This is a genomic window from Rhodanobacter humi, from assembly GCF_041107455.1.
GTDB lineage: Bacteria > Pseudomonadota > Gammaproteobacteria > Xanthomonadales > Rhodanobacteraceae > Rhodanobacter_A.
The window spans coordinates 1,025,406-1,041,033 of record NZ_JBGBPY010000001.1 but is presented as its reverse complement, the minus strand read 5'-3'; the positions used below and the strand labels follow the sequence as shown (position 1 = coordinate 1,041,033).

Annotated in this window: 13 protein-coding genes; 8 read left to right on the top strand and 5 right to left on the bottom strand. The window is 69.9% G+C overall.

Annotated elements, in window-relative coordinates:
* Window positions 1-30: 30 nt before the first annotated feature.
* From purL to AB7878_RS04760, 4 genes are all read left to right on the top strand, one after another.
* Complete coding sequence (gene purL / locus AB7878_RS04775; protein ID WP_369493254.1) at window positions 31-3,918, top strand: phosphoribosylformylglycinamidine synthase; 3,888 nt, start codon at window positions 31-33, stop codon at window positions 3,916-3,918.
* On the top strand, window positions 3,876-4,670 hold the full coding sequence (locus AB7878_RS04770) for a hypothetical protein (protein WP_369493253.1): 795 nt from the start codon (window positions 3,876-3,878) through the stop codon (window positions 4,668-4,670). Before purL ends, AB7878_RS04770 begins: the two co-directional genes overlap by 43 nt.
* Before the next feature lie 72 nt (window positions 4,671-4,742).
* The gene (locus AB7878_RS04765; protein ID WP_369493252.1) at window positions 4,743-5,627 is read left to right on the top strand and encodes a glycosyltransferase; all 885 of its coding nucleotides are present in this window, start codon (window positions 4,743-4,745) and stop codon (window positions 5,625-5,627) included.
* Window positions 5,628-5,844: 217 nt separating this feature from the next.
* Window positions 5,845-6,741, top strand: coding sequence for a DMT family transporter (locus AB7878_RS04760; protein ID WP_369493251.1), 897 nt, complete (start codon window positions 5,845-5,847; stop codon window positions 6,739-6,741).
* A 71-nt stretch (window positions 6,742-6,812) separates the two neighbouring features.
* Here AB7878_RS04760 and AB7878_RS04755 read toward each other — a convergent pair whose 3' ends face one another.
* From AB7878_RS04755 to AB7878_RS04745, 3 genes are all read right to left on the bottom strand, one after another.
* Window positions 6,813-7,349: a DUF2127 domain-containing protein gene (locus AB7878_RS04755; RefSeq protein WP_369493250.1), complete on the bottom strand. Its 537-nt coding sequence runs from the start codon at window positions 7,347-7,349 to the stop codon at window positions 6,813-6,815.
* A gap of 164 nt (window positions 7,350-7,513) precedes the next feature.
* A complete protein-coding gene (locus AB7878_RS04750; RefSeq protein WP_369493249.1) occupies window positions 7,514-7,714 on the bottom strand; it encodes a YbdD/YjiX family protein in 201 nt (66 codons plus the stop codon).
* 4 nt (window positions 7,715-7,718) lie between these two features.
* The gene (locus AB7878_RS04745; RefSeq protein WP_369493248.1) at window positions 7,719-9,794 is read right to left on the bottom strand and encodes a carbon starvation CstA family protein; all 2,076 of its coding nucleotides are present in this window, start codon (window positions 9,792-9,794) and stop codon (window positions 7,719-7,721) included.
* A gap of 180 nt (window positions 9,795-9,974) precedes the next feature.
* Here AB7878_RS04745 and AB7878_RS04740 point away from each other — a divergent pair, with 180 nt between their 5' ends.
* Window positions 9,975-10,811 carry a DUF4197 domain-containing protein gene (locus AB7878_RS04740; RefSeq protein ID WP_369493247.1) on the top strand — a complete coding sequence of 279 codons (837 nt, stop codon included), beginning with the start codon at window positions 9,975-9,977 and terminating at the stop codon, window positions 10,809-10,811.
* Window positions 10,812-10,954: 143 nt separating this feature from the next.
* Window positions 10,955-11,491: a peptide deformylase gene (def, locus tag AB7878_RS04735; RefSeq protein WP_369493246.1), complete on the top strand. Its 537-nt coding sequence runs from the start codon at window positions 10,955-10,957 to the stop codon at window positions 11,489-11,491.
* Here def and AB7878_RS04730 read toward each other — a convergent pair.
* Both AB7878_RS04730 and AB7878_RS04725 read right to left on the bottom strand, forming a co-directional pair.
* Window positions 11,433-12,689 (bottom strand): MFS transporter, encoded by a 1,257-nt coding sequence (locus AB7878_RS04730; protein WP_369493245.1) that lies wholly within the window; start codon window positions 12,687-12,689, stop codon window positions 11,433-11,435. The two genes, def and AB7878_RS04730, sit on opposite strands and share 59 nt — an antisense overlap.
* On the bottom strand, window positions 12,686-13,147 hold the full coding sequence (locus AB7878_RS04725; protein WP_369493244.1) for a YybH family protein: 462 nt from the start codon (window positions 13,145-13,147) through the stop codon (window positions 12,686-12,688). The genes AB7878_RS04730 and AB7878_RS04725 overlap by 4 nt, the downstream gene beginning before the upstream one ends.
* Window positions 13,148-13,257: 110 nt before the next feature.
* Here AB7878_RS04725 and AB7878_RS04720 point away from each other — a divergent pair, with 110 nt between their 5' ends.
* On the top strand, window positions 13,258-14,154 hold the full coding sequence (locus tag AB7878_RS04720; RefSeq protein WP_369493243.1) for a LysR family transcriptional regulator: 897 nt from the start codon (window positions 13,258-13,260) through the stop codon (window positions 14,152-14,154).
* Between the two features lie 68 nt (window positions 14,155-14,222).
* Window positions 14,223-15,416 (top strand): acyltransferase family protein, encoded by a 1,194-nt coding sequence (locus AB7878_RS04715; RefSeq protein WP_369493242.1) that lies wholly within the window; start codon window positions 14,223-14,225, stop codon window positions 15,414-15,416.
* Window positions 15,417-15,628: the final 212 nt, after the last annotated feature.

Here is a 15,628-nt window from a genome sequence, read left to right as displayed (position 1 = left end):
CGTTCCCATCAGCTTGGCGCCGTTCCCCGCATGATCGCACTCGACGGGCAGAACGCCCTTTCGGCCTTCCGCCTCGAACGCCTCAACGCCCGCCTCGACGCCTTGCATCGCGGCAGCCGTGTGCAGGCCGCCTGGTTCGTGTATTTCCTCGATGCCGCCGCCGCGCCGGAAGGCACGCTGCGCCAGCGCCTGCTGGAGGTGCTGGAGGCGAAGGACACCGCGCCCCAGCCCGCCACGCTGTGGGTGGTGCCGCGGCTGGGCACGATCTCGCCGTGGTCGAGCAAGGCCACCGACATCCTGCACGGCGCCGGCTTCGAAGTGCGCCGGGTGGAACGCGGCACGGCCTGGCAGCTCGCCGGCATGCCGGCGGCCGGCACGCCCGCGCACGCGGCGGTGCTGGCCCTGCTGCACGATGCGATGACGCAGTCGGTGCTGGCTTCGCTGGACGAGGCGCGGGGCCTGTTCCTCGCCGGCCAACCGGGCGACCTGGTGCACGTGGCGCTGGGTGGCGACGCCCGTGGCGCACTGGCCAAGGCCAATGCCGAACTGGGCCTGGCGCTGGCGGCCGACGAGATCGACTACCTCGCCGAGCGCTATGCCGAGCTGGGCCGCGATCCCACCGATGCCGAGCTCTTCATGTTCGCGCAGGCGAACTCCGAGCATTGCCGCCACAAGGTGTTCAACGCGAGCTGGACGGTGGACGGCCAGGAACAGGACAAGAGCCTGTTCGCGATGATCAAGCACACCCACCAGCGATCGCCCGCGCACACGCTGTCCGCCTACCACGACAACGCGGCGGTGATCGAGGGCAGCACCGGCAAGCGCTTCTTCGCCGATGCGAACGGCGTGTGGCGCAAGCACGAGGAACAGATCGACTACGCGATCAAGGTGGAGACGCACAACCATCCCACCGCGATCGCGCCCTGGCCGGGCGCGGCGACGGGCGCCGGCGGCGAGATCCGCGACGAGGGCGCCACCGGCCGTGGCGCCAAGCCCAAGGCGGGGCTGACCGGCTTCTCGGTGTCCGACCTGCGCATCCCCGGCCATCCGCAACCGTGGGAAGTGGAGCGCCCGCTGCCGCCGCGCATGGCATCCGCGTTCGAGATCATGCGCGACGGCCCGCTGGGCGCCGCCGCGTTCAACAACGAATTCGGCCGCCCCTGCCTGGGCGGCTATTTCCGCAGCTACGAGCACGAGACCGGCGAAGCCGGCCTGCGCCGCGGCTACGACAAGCCGATCATGCTGGCCGGCGGCCTCGCCAACATCCGCCGCGACCACGTGCAGAAGCGCGCGGTGCAGCCCGGCCACGCGGTGATCGTGCTGGGCGGCCCGGCGATGCTGATCGGCCTGGGCGGCGGCGCCGCTTCGTCGGTGGCTTCGGGCGCGTCCAGCGCCGAGCTGGACTTCGCCTCGGTGCAGCGTGACAACGCCGAGATGGAGCGCCGCTGCCAGCAGGTGATCGACGCCTGCTGGGCGCGCGGCGACGCCAACCCCATCGTCAGCATCCACGACGTGGGCGCGGGCGGCCTCTCCAACGCGATCCCGGAAATCCTCAACGACGCCGACGTGGGCGGCGAGATCGATCTGTCGAAGATTCCTTGCGACGATCCCTCGCTGTCGCCGATGCAGGTGTGGAGCAACGAGTCGCAGGAACGCTACGTGCTGGCCATCGCGCAGGAAAACCTGCCGGAGTTCGAGGCGTACTGCGCACGCGAGCGCTGCCCGTATGCCGTGGTCGGCACGGCCACCGAGGCGCGCGTGCTGCGCGTCGCCGACCCGCGCCGCAACCTCACCGTGATCGACCTGCCGATGGACGTGCTGTTCGGCAAACCGCCGCGCATGCACCGCGACGCCAAGCGCATCAAGCCGCGCGTGGACCTGGTGCCCGACCTCACTGGCATCGGCATGGACGAGGCGTTGCTGCGCGTGCTGCGCCTGCCCGGCGTGGGCAGCAAGAGCTTCCTGATCCACATCGGCGACCGCACCGTGGGCGGCCTCAACCATCGCGACCCGATGGTCGGTCCGTGGCAGGTGCCGGTGGCCGACTGCGCGGTGACCCTGGCCGACTTCGACGGCTACCGCGGCGAGGCGATGGCGATGGCCGAGCGCGCCCCGGTGGCGCTGCTCTCCAGCGCCGACGCCGCGCGGCTGGCGGTGGGCGAGGCGATCACCAACCTCGCCGCCGCGCCGATCGCCTCGCTGGGCGAGATCCGCCTGTCCGCGAACTGGATGGCCGCGGTGAACCACCCCGGCGAGGACGCCGCGCTGTTCGACGCGGTGAAGGCCGTGGGCATGGAACTGTGCCCCGAGCTGGACATCTCCATTCCGGTCGGCAAGGACTCGCTGTCCATGCAGACCGTGTGGAAGGACGGCAGCGCGTCGGAAGAAGGCAGGCCGCAGAAGACGGTGGCGCCGGTGTCGCTGGTGGTCACCGGGTTCGCCCGCGTGGACGACGCGCGCCGCACGCTCACGCCGCAGCTGAAGCTGCACCGCGGCGACACCGACCTGTGGCTACTCGACCTCGGCGCGGGCCGCGACCGCCTCGGCGCCTCCGCGCTGACCCAGGTGTTCAACCGCAGCGGCGGCGTGCCGCCGGACCTGGACGACGCGAAGCGCCTCAAGGCGCTGTTCGAGCTGGTGCAGGAAGCGAATCGCAGCGGCCTGCTGCTGGCTTACCACGACCGTTCCGACGGCGGCGTCATCGTCACCTTGCTGGAGATGGCCTTCGCCGGCCATTGCGGCCTGGAGATCCAGCTCGACGGCTGGGCCGACGCCGCGCTGCGCGCGCTGTTCAACGAGGAACTGGGCGCGGTGCTGCAGGTGGCAGTGGCCAATCGCGAGGCGTTCGAGGCGCTGCTGGTGAAGCATGACCTCGCCGGCATGAGCTACCGCATCGGCCGGCCCAAGGAGAAGCTGGGCATCAAGCTGTACTCGGGCAACGAGACGCTGTTCAAGTGGAACTGGAGCACGCTGTACCGCGCCTGGAACGAGACCAGCCACGCGATGCAGCAGCTGCGCGACAACCCGGCCAGTGCCGACGCCGAGCTGGAGTGGCGCATGGACGACGCCGATCCTGGCCTCTCGCCCAAGCTCACGTTCGACCCGGCCGAGGACATCGCCGCGCCGTTGATCCATGCCGCGATCGCCGGTGGCGCGAAACCGCGCGTGGCGATCCTGCGCGAGCAGGGCGTCAACGGCCAGGTGGAGATGGCCGCCGCGTTCACGCGCGCCGGCTTCGAGGCGGTCGACGTGCACATGTCCGACCTCGCTTCCGGGCGGGTGAAGCTGGCCGACTTCCGCGGCTTCGCCGCCTGTGGCGGTTTCTCCTACGGCGACGTGCTGGGCGCCGGCCGCGGCTGGGCCACCTCGATCCTGTACAACGACTATTTGCGCGCCGAATTCACCACGTTCTTCGCCGACCCGACGAAGTTCGCGCTGGGCGTGTGCAACGGCTGCCAGATGATGAGCCAGCTCAAGGACATCATCCCCGGCGCGCAGCACTGGCCGAAGTTCCTGCGCAACACCTCCGAGCAGTACGAGGCGCGCGTGGCCACGCTGGAAGTGCTCGACTCGCCCAGCCTGTTCTTCAAGGGCATGGCCGGTTCGCGCATCCCGGTGGCGGTGGCGCACGGCGAAGGGCGTGTGCATTTCCCGAACACCTGCAGCCCGTCCAAGGCACAGGCGGCGCTGCGTTTCACGGACAACCGCGGCAAGCCCACCGAGCACTTCCCGCTCAATCCGAACGGTTCGCCCGGCGGCCTCACCGGCTTCACCGCCGCCGACGGCCGTGTGACCATCCTGATGCCGCATCCGGAGCGCGTGTTCCGCAGCGTGCAGATGAGCTGGGCACCGGAAACCTGGGGCGAGGACTCGCCGTGGCTGCGCATGTTCCGCAACGCGCGGGTGTGGTGCGGCTGAGCTCGCTTGTGCCGTGGCGCCGGTGCCTGACCTGGCTGCCGGCGCTCGCCTGGTTGCTGCTGCTCGCCGTCCTGCCGTGGTGGCTGGACCTGCCGTTGCTGGTGGCCTGCGTGCTGGCGCTGCTGTGGCGCACGGGACCGCTGCAGGCGCAGGCGCGGCTGTTGCGGCAGGCGCTGCGCTGGGGCCTGCCGGGCCTGCTGCTGGCGGTGCTGCGCGCGTTGGGCGCGGATGCGCTGGCGTGGCTGCTGACCCTGCTCGCCGCGCTGGCCGGCTTCTCGTTGCTGATGCTGCTGGAGTACTGGCTGGATCGAGGCCGGCTGGATCGCGGCCGGCGGCGCGAGCCGTCGTCCTCGGCCACGGACGAATGGCCCGCGTTGGCGCTGGCGCCGATCGGCCCGGCCGGCGCGATCATCGAGCTGCAACCGCCGCAGTGGCGGTCGCTGGAAGTGGGCCTCACCGATCCGCTGGGCGGCGAACTGCGCTGGTGCGATGAGGCCGCGCAACTGGCCGACGGCAGCCGGCTCGACGGTGTGGAACCGCGTTGCGACTTCGCCGCCGATGGCCGCTGGCTGGTGTTGCCGCTGACCGCTCAACGCGGCCTGCTGCTGCTGGATCGCCGCCGCGATCGCCGCCATCGCCTGCGTGGCTGGCAGCTGGCCGGCTGGCACGAAGGCCAGCCGTGGCTGAGCCGCGACGAGGAACACGTGCCGCTGGCCATCGCCCACGTGCTGGGGCATGACGAGGACGATTGAGCTGCCGCCCTTCCGAACCGCCGACCCGCAACCCATGCAACTGTCTCACGCCACCTGCCGCATACTTGCCCCGTGAATACACCGTTCTCCTCCTCGCCACTGCCACTCAGCGTGATCGTGGTGTCCGCCGACAGCGGCCAGGGCTTGCGCGATTGCGTGCACCGGGTGCTGGCCTGCAGCACGTCGCTGGAGCTGCTGCTGATCGACAACGCCTCGGCCGACGGCGTGCCGCAGGCGTTGGCGCGTGCCTACGAACACGAGCCGCGCTTCCACCTGATGCAGAACCACGGCAACCTCGGCTTCGGCCCCGCGGCGAACCGCGCAGCGGCGCAGGCGAAGGGGCGGATCCTGCTGGTGCTCAATCCCGACTGCCTGCTGGACCAGGCCAGCCTCGACCGCCTGCTCGCCGTGTTCGACGACGAGCGGCAGGTCGGCCTGCTCGGCGCCGTGGTCTGCGACGCGCAAGGCGTGCCCGATCCCGCCTCGTACCGGCGCGACCCGCTGCTGCGTCGCGCGCTGGCCAGCCTGTTCGGCGGGCAGGGCGAGCGCGTCGAGGTCGGCGGCGCGGTACCGGATCACCTGGTCGAAGCCGAGGCGGTGTCCGGCGCGCTGATGCTGCTGCCGCGCCACTTGTTCGAGCGGCTGGGCGGTTTCGACGAAGGCTATTTCCTGCATTGCGAAGACCTCGACCTGTGCCGCCGCGTGCGCGACGCCGGCTGGCGCGTGCTGCTGGCCGGCGACGTGCGCGTGCTGCACGGCAAGGGCGGCTCCAGCCGGCACCGCCCGGTGTTCGTGAGCCGCCACAAGCATCGCGGCATGTGGCGCTGGTTCCGCAAGTTCGACCCGGAAGCACGCCGGCCGCTGGTGGCGGCCACGGTGTGGCTGGGCATCTGGGCGCATTTCCTCCTGCAGATTCCCGGGCAGTTGCTGCGTAAAGCGCGAAACGCAGCCCGATGAGTCGGGCTGCGTTTGCGGGCCAGGGATGGCCCGCCGCGTCAGGTACGCCAGTACCTGGCGGCGGAGGCGCATCCGGCGCATGCCGGACGCGCCGACTCGAACAACCGTCAGGATGGCGGTTTTCGAGATCCGATAAACAGAACCGGGAACATGAGAGAGTGCGAAGGTTTGTTGCGCTGCTCTTTTCGCTCGCCCCATTCTCCACTCACTCCTCCCCATGACCTCACGCACCACGACCCTCCCCACCCTGGGCCTGCTGGCGATGACCGCCGTGTGGGGCTCGACGTTCTTCATGATCAAGGACGTGGTGGCGCGCATGCCGGTGGCGGATTTCCTCGCCGTGCGCTTCGCGATCGCCGCGTTGGCGATGCTGGTGCTGTTTCCGCGCCATGTCTGGCGGCTGGGCCGCACGGGCATCGCGCGTGGCCTCGCGCTGGGTGGGATCTACGGCATCGGGCAGTTGCTGCAGACCTGGGGCCTGCAGCTGATCGCGCCCAGCGTCAGCGGCTTCGCCACCGGCATGTACGTGGTGTTCACCCCGATCCTGGCCACCTTGCTGCTGCGCCAGCGTATGCCCGGCGTGGTGTGGGTCGCGGTGGGGCTGGCCACCGCCGGTCTCGCGCTGCTCTCGCTCAACGGCGTGTCGGTGGACCTGGGCGTGTGGCTCACGCTGGCTTCGGCGGTGCTGTACGCGCTGCACATCGTGCTGCTGGGACAGTGGTCGCGCTCCGGCGAGGCGTTCGGCCTGTCGGCGATGCAGATGGTCGCCATCGCGCTGGTCTGCCTCCTCGCCACGCTGCCGCACGGCGGCCCGGTGGCGCCGCCGGATCGCGCCGCATGGCTCGCCGTGTTCTACATGGCGCTGATCGCCGGCGCCGGCGCGATGGCGCTGCAGACCTGGGCGCAAGCACATATGCCGGCCACCCGCGCCGCGATCGTGATGACCACCGAACCGGTGTTCGCCGCCGCCTTCGCGGTGGCCTTCGGCAGCGACCTGCTCACCTGGCGCATGCTCGCGGGCGGCGCGCTGGTGTTGGGGGCGATGTACCTGGTGGAACTGGCGCCGCGGCGATCGGCGGCGATTGCCGCGGAGGCAGGGCATCACGAGGTGTGAGGGGCGGCATTCGCACGGTTGCCGCGTGTGACGCTCCCCTCTCCCGCTTGCGGGAGAGGGGCAAGTTGCTCTCAGTGCGCAGGCCCGCGCGCCGCCTTGCGCGACTCGTGCGTCTGCAGCGCCACGCGTACCAGATACACCACGATCGCCACGTTGCCGACCAGCGCGGCCAGCTTCAGCCAGCCGAAGCGGTGCAGGGTTTCGTACAGCTCGATTGGGATCAGCGAGGCGGTGGCGATCACGGTGAACCACTCGGCCCAGTACTTGCCCATCAGCAGGCCCACGCCCTCGATGCCGAACAGCACGGCATAGCCCAGCGCCACCAGGCCCACCGCCACGAAGCGGCTGGGGCCGAATTCCTGCAGCATCGACACCATCCGCCAGCGCAGGCCGTTGCTGTCGGACAGCGACAGATGTTCCAGCCAGTGCACCAGCCGCTCGAAATTCTGTTCGCGGTCGAGGTGGAACGCCGCCGCCGCGACCAGCAGCAGGCACACGGTCTTGATGATCTCGTAGGTCGCGATCACGCGCAGGCCGGTGTGGTGCGACGCCCGCGGCGCGGGGCGCGCGGCAGCCTGGACGGCAACGATGTTCTCGATCTCGGACATGGGATGTTCTGGCAAACGCTCGGACTATTGTCCCGGCCGCGACATGAACGGCCAGTGCGCAAAGACATGGGGGCTGCCCGGGAAATCCCCAGACGGCAGGGCGGCGCGAAAAGCACGCGGCCATGCCGGTCGGTGCCGGCATGGCCGCGGCGGCGACTCCGGGATCAGCAGCAGCGCCCGCCGCCGCCCTTGTAGCGGGCTTCCTGGCGTTCGCGGAAGAACTCGGCGTAGCTCGGCACCTTGCGCTCGGGGTGATGCTCGCGCAGGTGCTGCACGTAGACCTCGTAGTCCGGCACGCCGCAGCAGAGGCGGGCGGTCTGCACCGCCCGTTTCCGGAATGCCTGCAGTCGCGTCTTGAGGTCCATGACGTCAGTGTACCGCCACGTCCGCCAGCGCCACGTAGGGTTCCTCGATGGCGGTGGGGTGGTTGGTGCGCCAGGCCTTGACCAGGGCGTTCAGGCAGAACAGCACCATCACCACCACCAGCGCCATGAACAGCCCGGTCATCACCATGTCCACGCGGTTGTTGGTGATGATCTGTTGCATCGCCGCCGTGGTCTTGGCCGGCGCCAGCAGCTGGCCGTTCGCCAGCGCGTCGGCATACTTGTCGGCGGCCGCGGTGAAGCTGATCGGGCCCGTCAGCTTCTCGTAGCCCGCGACCAGCGTGCACACGATCAGCCAGATCGCGGGGATGCCCGGCACCCACACGTAGCGCTCGCGTTTCAGCTTCACCACCACCACCGTGGCCAGCATCAGCGCGATCGCCGCCAGCATCTGGTTGGCGATGCCGAACAGCGGCCACAGCGTGTTGATGCCGCCCAGCGGGTCGACCGCGCCCTGGTACAGGAAGTAGCCCCACAGTGCCACGCAGATCGCGGTGGCGAGCAGGTTGCCGGTCCACGACTCGGTACCCTGCAGCGGCTTGTGGATGAGGCCCACGATCTCCTGGATCATGAAGCGGCCCACGCGCGTGCCGGCGTCCACCGTGGTGAGGATGAACAGCGCCTCGAACAGGATCGCGTAGTGGTACCAGAACGCCACCATGCCCTCGCCGGGCATGATGTTGTGCAGCAGTTGCGCCATGCCCACCGCCAGGGTGGGCGCGCCGCCGGCACGGGACAGGATGCTGTTCTCGCCGATCTCCTGCGCGGTGCGGGTCAGTTCGTCCGGCGTCACCACGAAGCCCCACTGGCTGATCACCTGCGCTGCGTGCTCCACCGTGGTACCGATGATCGCGCCCGGCGCATTCATCGCGAAGTACACGCCCGGGTGCAGCGAGGCGGCTGCGATCAAGGCCATGATCGCCACGAAGGCCTCGCACAGCATGCCGCCGTAGCCCACCATGCGCGCCTGGCCCTCGTTGGCCAGCAGCTTGGGCGTGGTGCCCGAGGCGATGATCGAGTGCCAGCCCGACACCGCGCCGCAGGCGATGGTGATGAACAGGAACGGGAACAGGTTGCCCGCGAACACCGGGCCGGTGCCGTCGATGAACTTCGTCACCGCCGGCATCTGCAGCATTGGCGCGGCGAGGAAGATCGCCAGCGCCAGCAGCGCGATGGTGCCGATCTTGAGGAAGGTGCTGAGGTAATCGCGCGGCGCCAGCAGCAGCCACACCGGCAGCACCGAGGCCACGAAGCCGTAGGCGATCAGCCACCAGGCCAGCGCCTTGGCGTCCATGTCGAAGATCGGCGCCAGTGCGGCCGAATCGGCCACGAACTTGCCGGCCCAGATCGACAGCAGCAGCAGCACCAGGCCGATGATCGACACCTCCAGGATGCGGCCCGGGCGGAACCAGCGCAGGTAGGCGCCCATCAGCAACGCGATCGGGATCGTGGCGGCCACGGTGAACGTGCCCCACGGGCTGTGCGTGAGCGCCTTCACCACCACCAGCGCCAGCACCGCCAGCACGATCATCATCAGCACCAGCACGCCCAGCATGGCGACGAGGCCGGGAACGGGGCCCAGCTCCTCGCGCAGCATGTGGCCCAGCGAGCGGCCGTCGCGGCGCAGCGAGAGGCCGAGGATCATGAAGTCCTGCACCGCGCCGGCGAACACCACGCCGAACAGGATCCACAGCGTGCCGGGCAGGTAGCCCATCTGCGCCGCCAGCACCGGGCCCACCAGCGGGCCGGCGCCCGCGATCGCGGCGAAGTGGTGGCCGAACACCACCCACTTGTCGGTGGGCACGTAGTCCAGGCCGTCGTTGCGCAGCACCGAGGGCGGTGCGCGGCTGGGGTCGAGCTGCAGCACCTGCCACTCGATGAACTTGCCGTAGAAGCGATAGCCGATGGCGAAGATCGCCAGCGCCGCGGCCACCATCCAGATCGCGTTGATCGGCTCGCCGCGGCGGAGCGCCACCACGCCGAGGCACCAGGCGCCGACGATGGCCACGACGACCCAGGCAAGTTTTGCCACCGGGCCGGATTTGACGGTTGCGCTGTTCATGGGGTCTCTCCCGGAAATTCCCGGCAAGGGTTGCGCCGGACGTGGCAGGGGTCAATGCCGCACGGCTTAGCCTTTGGTCGAATGCCGACAGATGCGGCGGGCGGCCATCGCCGGGCCCCGTGCACGGAGACAACACGGGTGCGGCGTACACTGCTTGAACCCTGGCCGCCGGAGTTTCTCATGCGCACGCATCCGCACTCTGCCTTGTTCGTCGCCCTGTTCGCCGCCGTGACCTTGCCGGCGCTGGCCCTGCCGGCGGCGGGCACGGGGCAGTTCAAGGATCTGCTCGACAAGGCCAAGCAGGCCACGCACATGTCGAATACCTCGACGGCCGCCGCGAGCCTGCCGACCAGCGACATCGCCGCCGGCCTCAAGGAGGCGCTGGCCAAGAGCACCACCAGCGCGATCAACAGCCTCGGCCGCGACGGCGGCTTCTGGAACAACAGCAAGGTACGCATTCCGCTGCCGGGAAAGCTTGAAGAGGCCGGCAAGCTCGCACGCAAGCTGGGCCAGGGCGCCAAGGTCGACGCGTTCGAGCTGAGCATGAACCGGGCCGCCGAGAAGGCCGTGCCGCAGGTGGCGCAGATCTTCGGCGACGCGATCCGCAAGATGACGCTGAGCGACGCGCGCGGCATCCTCAGCGGCGGCGACCACGCCGCCACCGACTACTTCCGCCGTGTTGCCGGCCCGGCGCTGACCGCGCGGATCGAGCCGATCGTGGCCAAGGCCACCAACAGCGTGGGCGTCACCCAGAAGTACAAGGCATTCACGTCCGGCAGCGGCGGCGGTGCGCTGGGCGGCGCACTCGGATCGCTGGGCTCGCTCGGATCGCTGGGTGGCCATCACGCCGAGAGCGACAGCAACGGCAGCAGCGGCAGCCCGTTGAATCTGGACGACTACGTCACCCGCAAGACGCTCGACGGCTTGTTCACCACGATCGGCGATCAGGAAAAATCGATCCGAACCAATCCCGCCGCGCGCACCACCGACCTGCTGAAGAAGGTGTTCGGCGGCTGAACGCGCTGTTGAACCCGCTTGCGGGTTCAACAAAATAGGCGCGGCGCCGTTGCTCGGCCTTTTGTGGTTGAAGTCGCTGGATGCTTGCATTGCCCGGCATCGACCCTATTCCAACCGGTAACGCGTCCACCCACGAGGCATCCATGATCCGCGACATCCTGAAGATGGGCGACCCGCGCCTGCTGCGTATCGCACCTCCGGTGCCCGACGCGATGCTCGGCAGCGCCGAATTGGACGCCCTGATCGCCGACATGTTCGACACCATGCACGCCGCCGACGGCGTGGGCCTCGCCGCGCCGCAGATCGGCGTGGACCTGCAACTGGTGATCTTCGGCTTCGAGCATTCCGAGCGCTATCCCGACGCGCCCGAGGTGCCGCAGACCATCCTGCTCAACCCCGTCATCACCCCGCTGTCGCAGGACATGGAGGAGGGCTGGGAAGGCTGCCTCTCGGTGCCCGGCCTGCGCGGCGCAGTGAACCGCTACAGCCTGATCCGCTACCAGGGCGTCGATCCGCACGGCGCGCCCATCGACCGCCGCGCCGATGGCTTCCATGCCCGCGTGGTGCAGCACGAGTGCGACCACCTGATCGGCCGGCTGTATCCCTCGCGCATCACCGACTTCAGCAAGTTCGGTTACACCGAAGTGCTGTTTCCGGGGATGGACGTGGCAGCGGAATAGCGTCGGCTTCCTCGCGTCGCAGTCCGCCACCCAGTGCCGCCAGCGCGAAGCCCAGCACCACCAGGCACACGCCCAGCCAGCCGGCATGTGCCCAGGCCAGACCCGCCACCGCCGAGCCGGCCGCGCCGCCGAGGAAGAACACGCCGGTGTAGATGCCGTTGATGCGGCCACGCGCCTCCGGACGGATCAGGTTCACGTCGCGGCGCCCCAGGGTGATGTCGCCGATGGTGCCGGCGTCCAGCAGGATCGCCGCCAGCACCAGAGGCACCAGCCCCCACGACGAGGCGTGCATCACACCGCCCAGCCACGCCAACCCTGCCGCGAGCACGACGCAGGCGTAAAACGCGCGCTCGGCGATGCGGGCCTTGCCGGCGTCGCCCAGCCGGCCGGCCAGCGGCGCGCTGATCGCGCCGCTCACGCCGACGAGGGCGAACAGCGCGATGCCATCGGCGTCGAGATGGAACGGCGCCAATGCCAGCCGCAGTGCGACCAGCGCCCAGAACGCGCTGAACGCGCCGAAGCAGAGCGCGGCCGAGATCGCGCGCCGGCGCAGCAACGGTTCCTCGCGCCACAAGCGCGCCATCGAGAGCAGCAGCGCGGGATAACTCGTGCGATGCAGCGGCGGCAGACGCGGCATCGAGCGGCTCAGCAGCAGCGTCAGCGCCGCGATGGCCAGCGCCAACACGAGATAGCTGGCGTGCCAGCCCCAGTGGCCGCCGATCACGCTGGCCAGCGGACGGGCCAGCATGATGCCGAGCATCAGGCCGCTGGTGATGTTGCCGATCACGCGGCCGCGTTGCGCTTCGTCCGTCATTGCCGCGGCCATGGGTATCAGCATCTGGATCACCGCAGCGGTGAGCCCGGTCAGCAGGCTCGCGGCGAGGAACGCAGAGGCGGGAATCGGCAGCGCCGCAGCCAGCAGGGCCAGCGCGTTGGCGGCCAACGTGAGCAGCACCAGCCGGCGACTCTCGATGAGGTCGGAGAGCGGCACCAGCAGGAACAGGCCCAGCGCGTAGCCGAGCATCGCCAGCGTGGAGACCAGGCTGACCTCGGCGGGCGCCAGGCCCAGCGAAGCGGCGATCGCGCCCACCAGTGGTTGCGCCGCGTACAGGCCTTGCACGATCACTGCGGTGGCCAGCGCGAACAGCAGCACCGGCGCCCGTGTCATCGGCGCGACGGAAGCGGTCGTCGCGTTCACCGCACGGCCTCCTGATAGGCGGCGAGCAGGGCCGCGTCGTCGAACGAGCCGTGGTGGTGCACCTGCCGCCAGGCGCCGTCGATGCGACGGAACAGCCGGCTGGTGCGGATCGCCGGTTCCAGCCGCAGGCCGTCGCGTTCCAGCGCGCCGCGCTCGCGGCCCACTGCGTAGAACATGTCGCCGGCCTCGTGCAGCGTGTAGTCGTGGAACTCCACGTGCACCCGCGCCTTGCCCTCGAAGATGCGCTGGTACACCGCGCGGATCGCCGGCCAGCCGCGTGCGATGCCGCCCAGCGGGTTGCTCATCGCCACGTCGGCGCCGTCGTGCCAGTTGCGCGCCATCGCCTCGAGGTCGCGGCTGTTGAAGGCGCGGTAGAACGCGCTCAGCGCGGCCAGCGGCGAGGCAGGGTCGAGGTCGGTTTCGTGGCCGTTGATGGCGGTGGGGAGTGGTGCGGACATGGTTGTCTCCGGCTGGGATGGAGGAGCGACGGGGCCATTCTTCGCCTGAAGACGGTTCGGGAGAATAGGCGTTAGCATGGACTGACTATCACGCCAATCGGGAGAATGCCATGGCCAGCCTGGACGACTACCGCGTCTTCGTCGCCATCGTGGAGCAGGGCAACCTCAGTGCAGCCGCGCGCCACCTGCATCGTTCCCTGCAGGCGGTGAGCCGTTCGCTGCAGGGGCTGGAACAGGAGCTGGGCGTGGAGCTGATCCAACGCACCACGCGCCGGGCGCAACCTACGGCGGCGGGGCTGGCCTTCCATGCGCGGATCAAGGCGGCACTGGCCGACATCGACCTGGCCCGCTCGGAACTCGCCGAGCATGGCGCACGCATCGACGGCCGCTTGCGCATCGCCGGCTCCACCCAGTTCAGCGCGCCGCACGTGGTGCCGATGGTGGCGGCGTTCATGGAGCGCTACCCCGATGTGGACGTGGAGCTGGTGGTGGCCGACCAGCATGTCGACCTGCAGCGCGAGAAGCTGGACGTCGCGATCCGCCTCGGCGAACTGGCGGACAGCCGCCTGCATGCGCGCCAGCTCGGCCTGCTGCGGTTGGTGACGGTGGGCGCGCCCGGCTACTTCGCCCGCCATGGCCGCCCGCGCAGTCCGGTCGACCTGCGCGGCCACAGCTGCGTGCTGCGCGACTGCAACAGCGAAGCGCAGCGTTGGCATTACCGCCGCGGCGAGCGCCGGCAGACGGTGGAGGTGCATGGCCGCTTCAGCTCCGGCAACGCCGCGGTATGCAATGCGGCGGTGCTGGCGGGGCAGGGCGTCGGCATCGCCGCGCTGTGGCAGGTGCGTGCCTTGCTCGACCAGGGGCGGCTGGAAACCGTGCTGGACGACTGGCAATTGCCGGGGCAGCCGGTGCACATCGTGTGGCCGCCGGGCAAGCAGTTGCCGGCGCGCACCCGTGCCTTCATCGACTTCGCGGCGGCGCGCTGGACGGCCGAGCCGCCGGGTTGAGGCGGCGCGTCTTGCCTGCCATCCATCGTGCCGCCACCATCGCGCTTCGACACGGCAGGGCAGGCGATATGCGCGAGGCGGTTCATGCGGCGGGGACGAAGGTGATGGGGGCGGGGGATGCGGGCTCCCGCAACCCCGGCATCGACGCGCTGCGCGGCCTGGCGATCGTGCTGGTGGTGTTCAACCATCTCGGCCTGCGCATCCCGCTGGAAAAGACCGCGCTGGCTGGCGTCCTGCCGACGTGGCTGCTGAACCGGCTCAACTGGAACGGCTACGAGGCCGTGTACGTGTTCTTCGTGATCTCCGGCTTCCTGATCGCGGGCAATGCGTTGCGCCGCTGGGGCAGCCTCGCGGCCATCGACGTGCGCGCGTTCTACGCGCGGCGCTTCGCGCGCATCGTGCCCTGCCTGCTGGCCTTGCTGGCAGTGCTGAGCGTGCTGCATCTGCTCGGCCTGCCGGACTACGTGATCCATCGCGCTGGCCAGTCGCTGCCGCGTGCGCTGCTGTCGGCGCTGGGCCTGCACCTGAACTGGTACGAGGCGCGCACCGGCTATCTGCCGGGCAACTGGGACGTGCTGTGGTCGCTGTCGATCGAGGAGGCGTTCTACCTCGGCTTCCCGCTGGCCTGCCTGTTGCTGCGCCGGCGCACGCTGCTGGCGCCGCCACTGGTGCTGCTGGCGTTGTCGCTGCCATGGACGCGCGCGGCGTTGCACGGCAACGAGATCTGGCTGGAGAAGGCTTACCTGCCGGGCATGGCGGCGATCGCCACCGGTGTGCTCGGCGCGTTGCTGGCCGATGCCTGGCAGCCGCCGCGGCGTACCGTGATGCTGTTGGGCTGGCTGGGTGCCGTGGGCCTGGGCGCGGTGCTGCTGGATGGCGGCGCGCTGTGGCACTGGCTGCGCGACGGCTACATGCTGGTGCTCACGTTGTCGTCGCTGTGCCTGCTGCTGTGCTTCCGATGGCGTGCCGAACTCGGGGCGGTGTCGCCGCTGCGCGGCCTCGGCTGGCTGCGGGCCTGGGGGCGGATGAGCTACGAGATCTACCTCACCCACATGTTCGTGGTCTACGCCGTGGTGCGCGCGTACCGTGCCTGGGGCGGCGATCCGGCGCAGGGCTGGCTGTGGTACCTGCCGGCGCTGGGGCTGTGCTGGCTGCTGGGCGCGACGGTGGAACGCTGGTTGTCGGTGCCGTGCGAGCGTTGGCTGCGCTCGCGGCTGGTCGGCGTCGCGCCACGCGGTCGCATGGGCATGCAGCCCGGCTGAGCCGCCTCGCAGATGCCGGTCCCGGCGCGAAAGGCGCGGCGTGGCTGAACGCCGCAGGGCGGGCACGCCTCAAGCATGGGCTGCTTCTGCCGACAGCATGACCGTGGCATTGCAAGAATTTCATCCTTGTGCGGGTACGGTGGCGGGTGCCCGTGAGGGCGCGCGCCCGTCCGCGTGCACGGAACATCCTGCGAAACCGGTGTCTGGCCAAC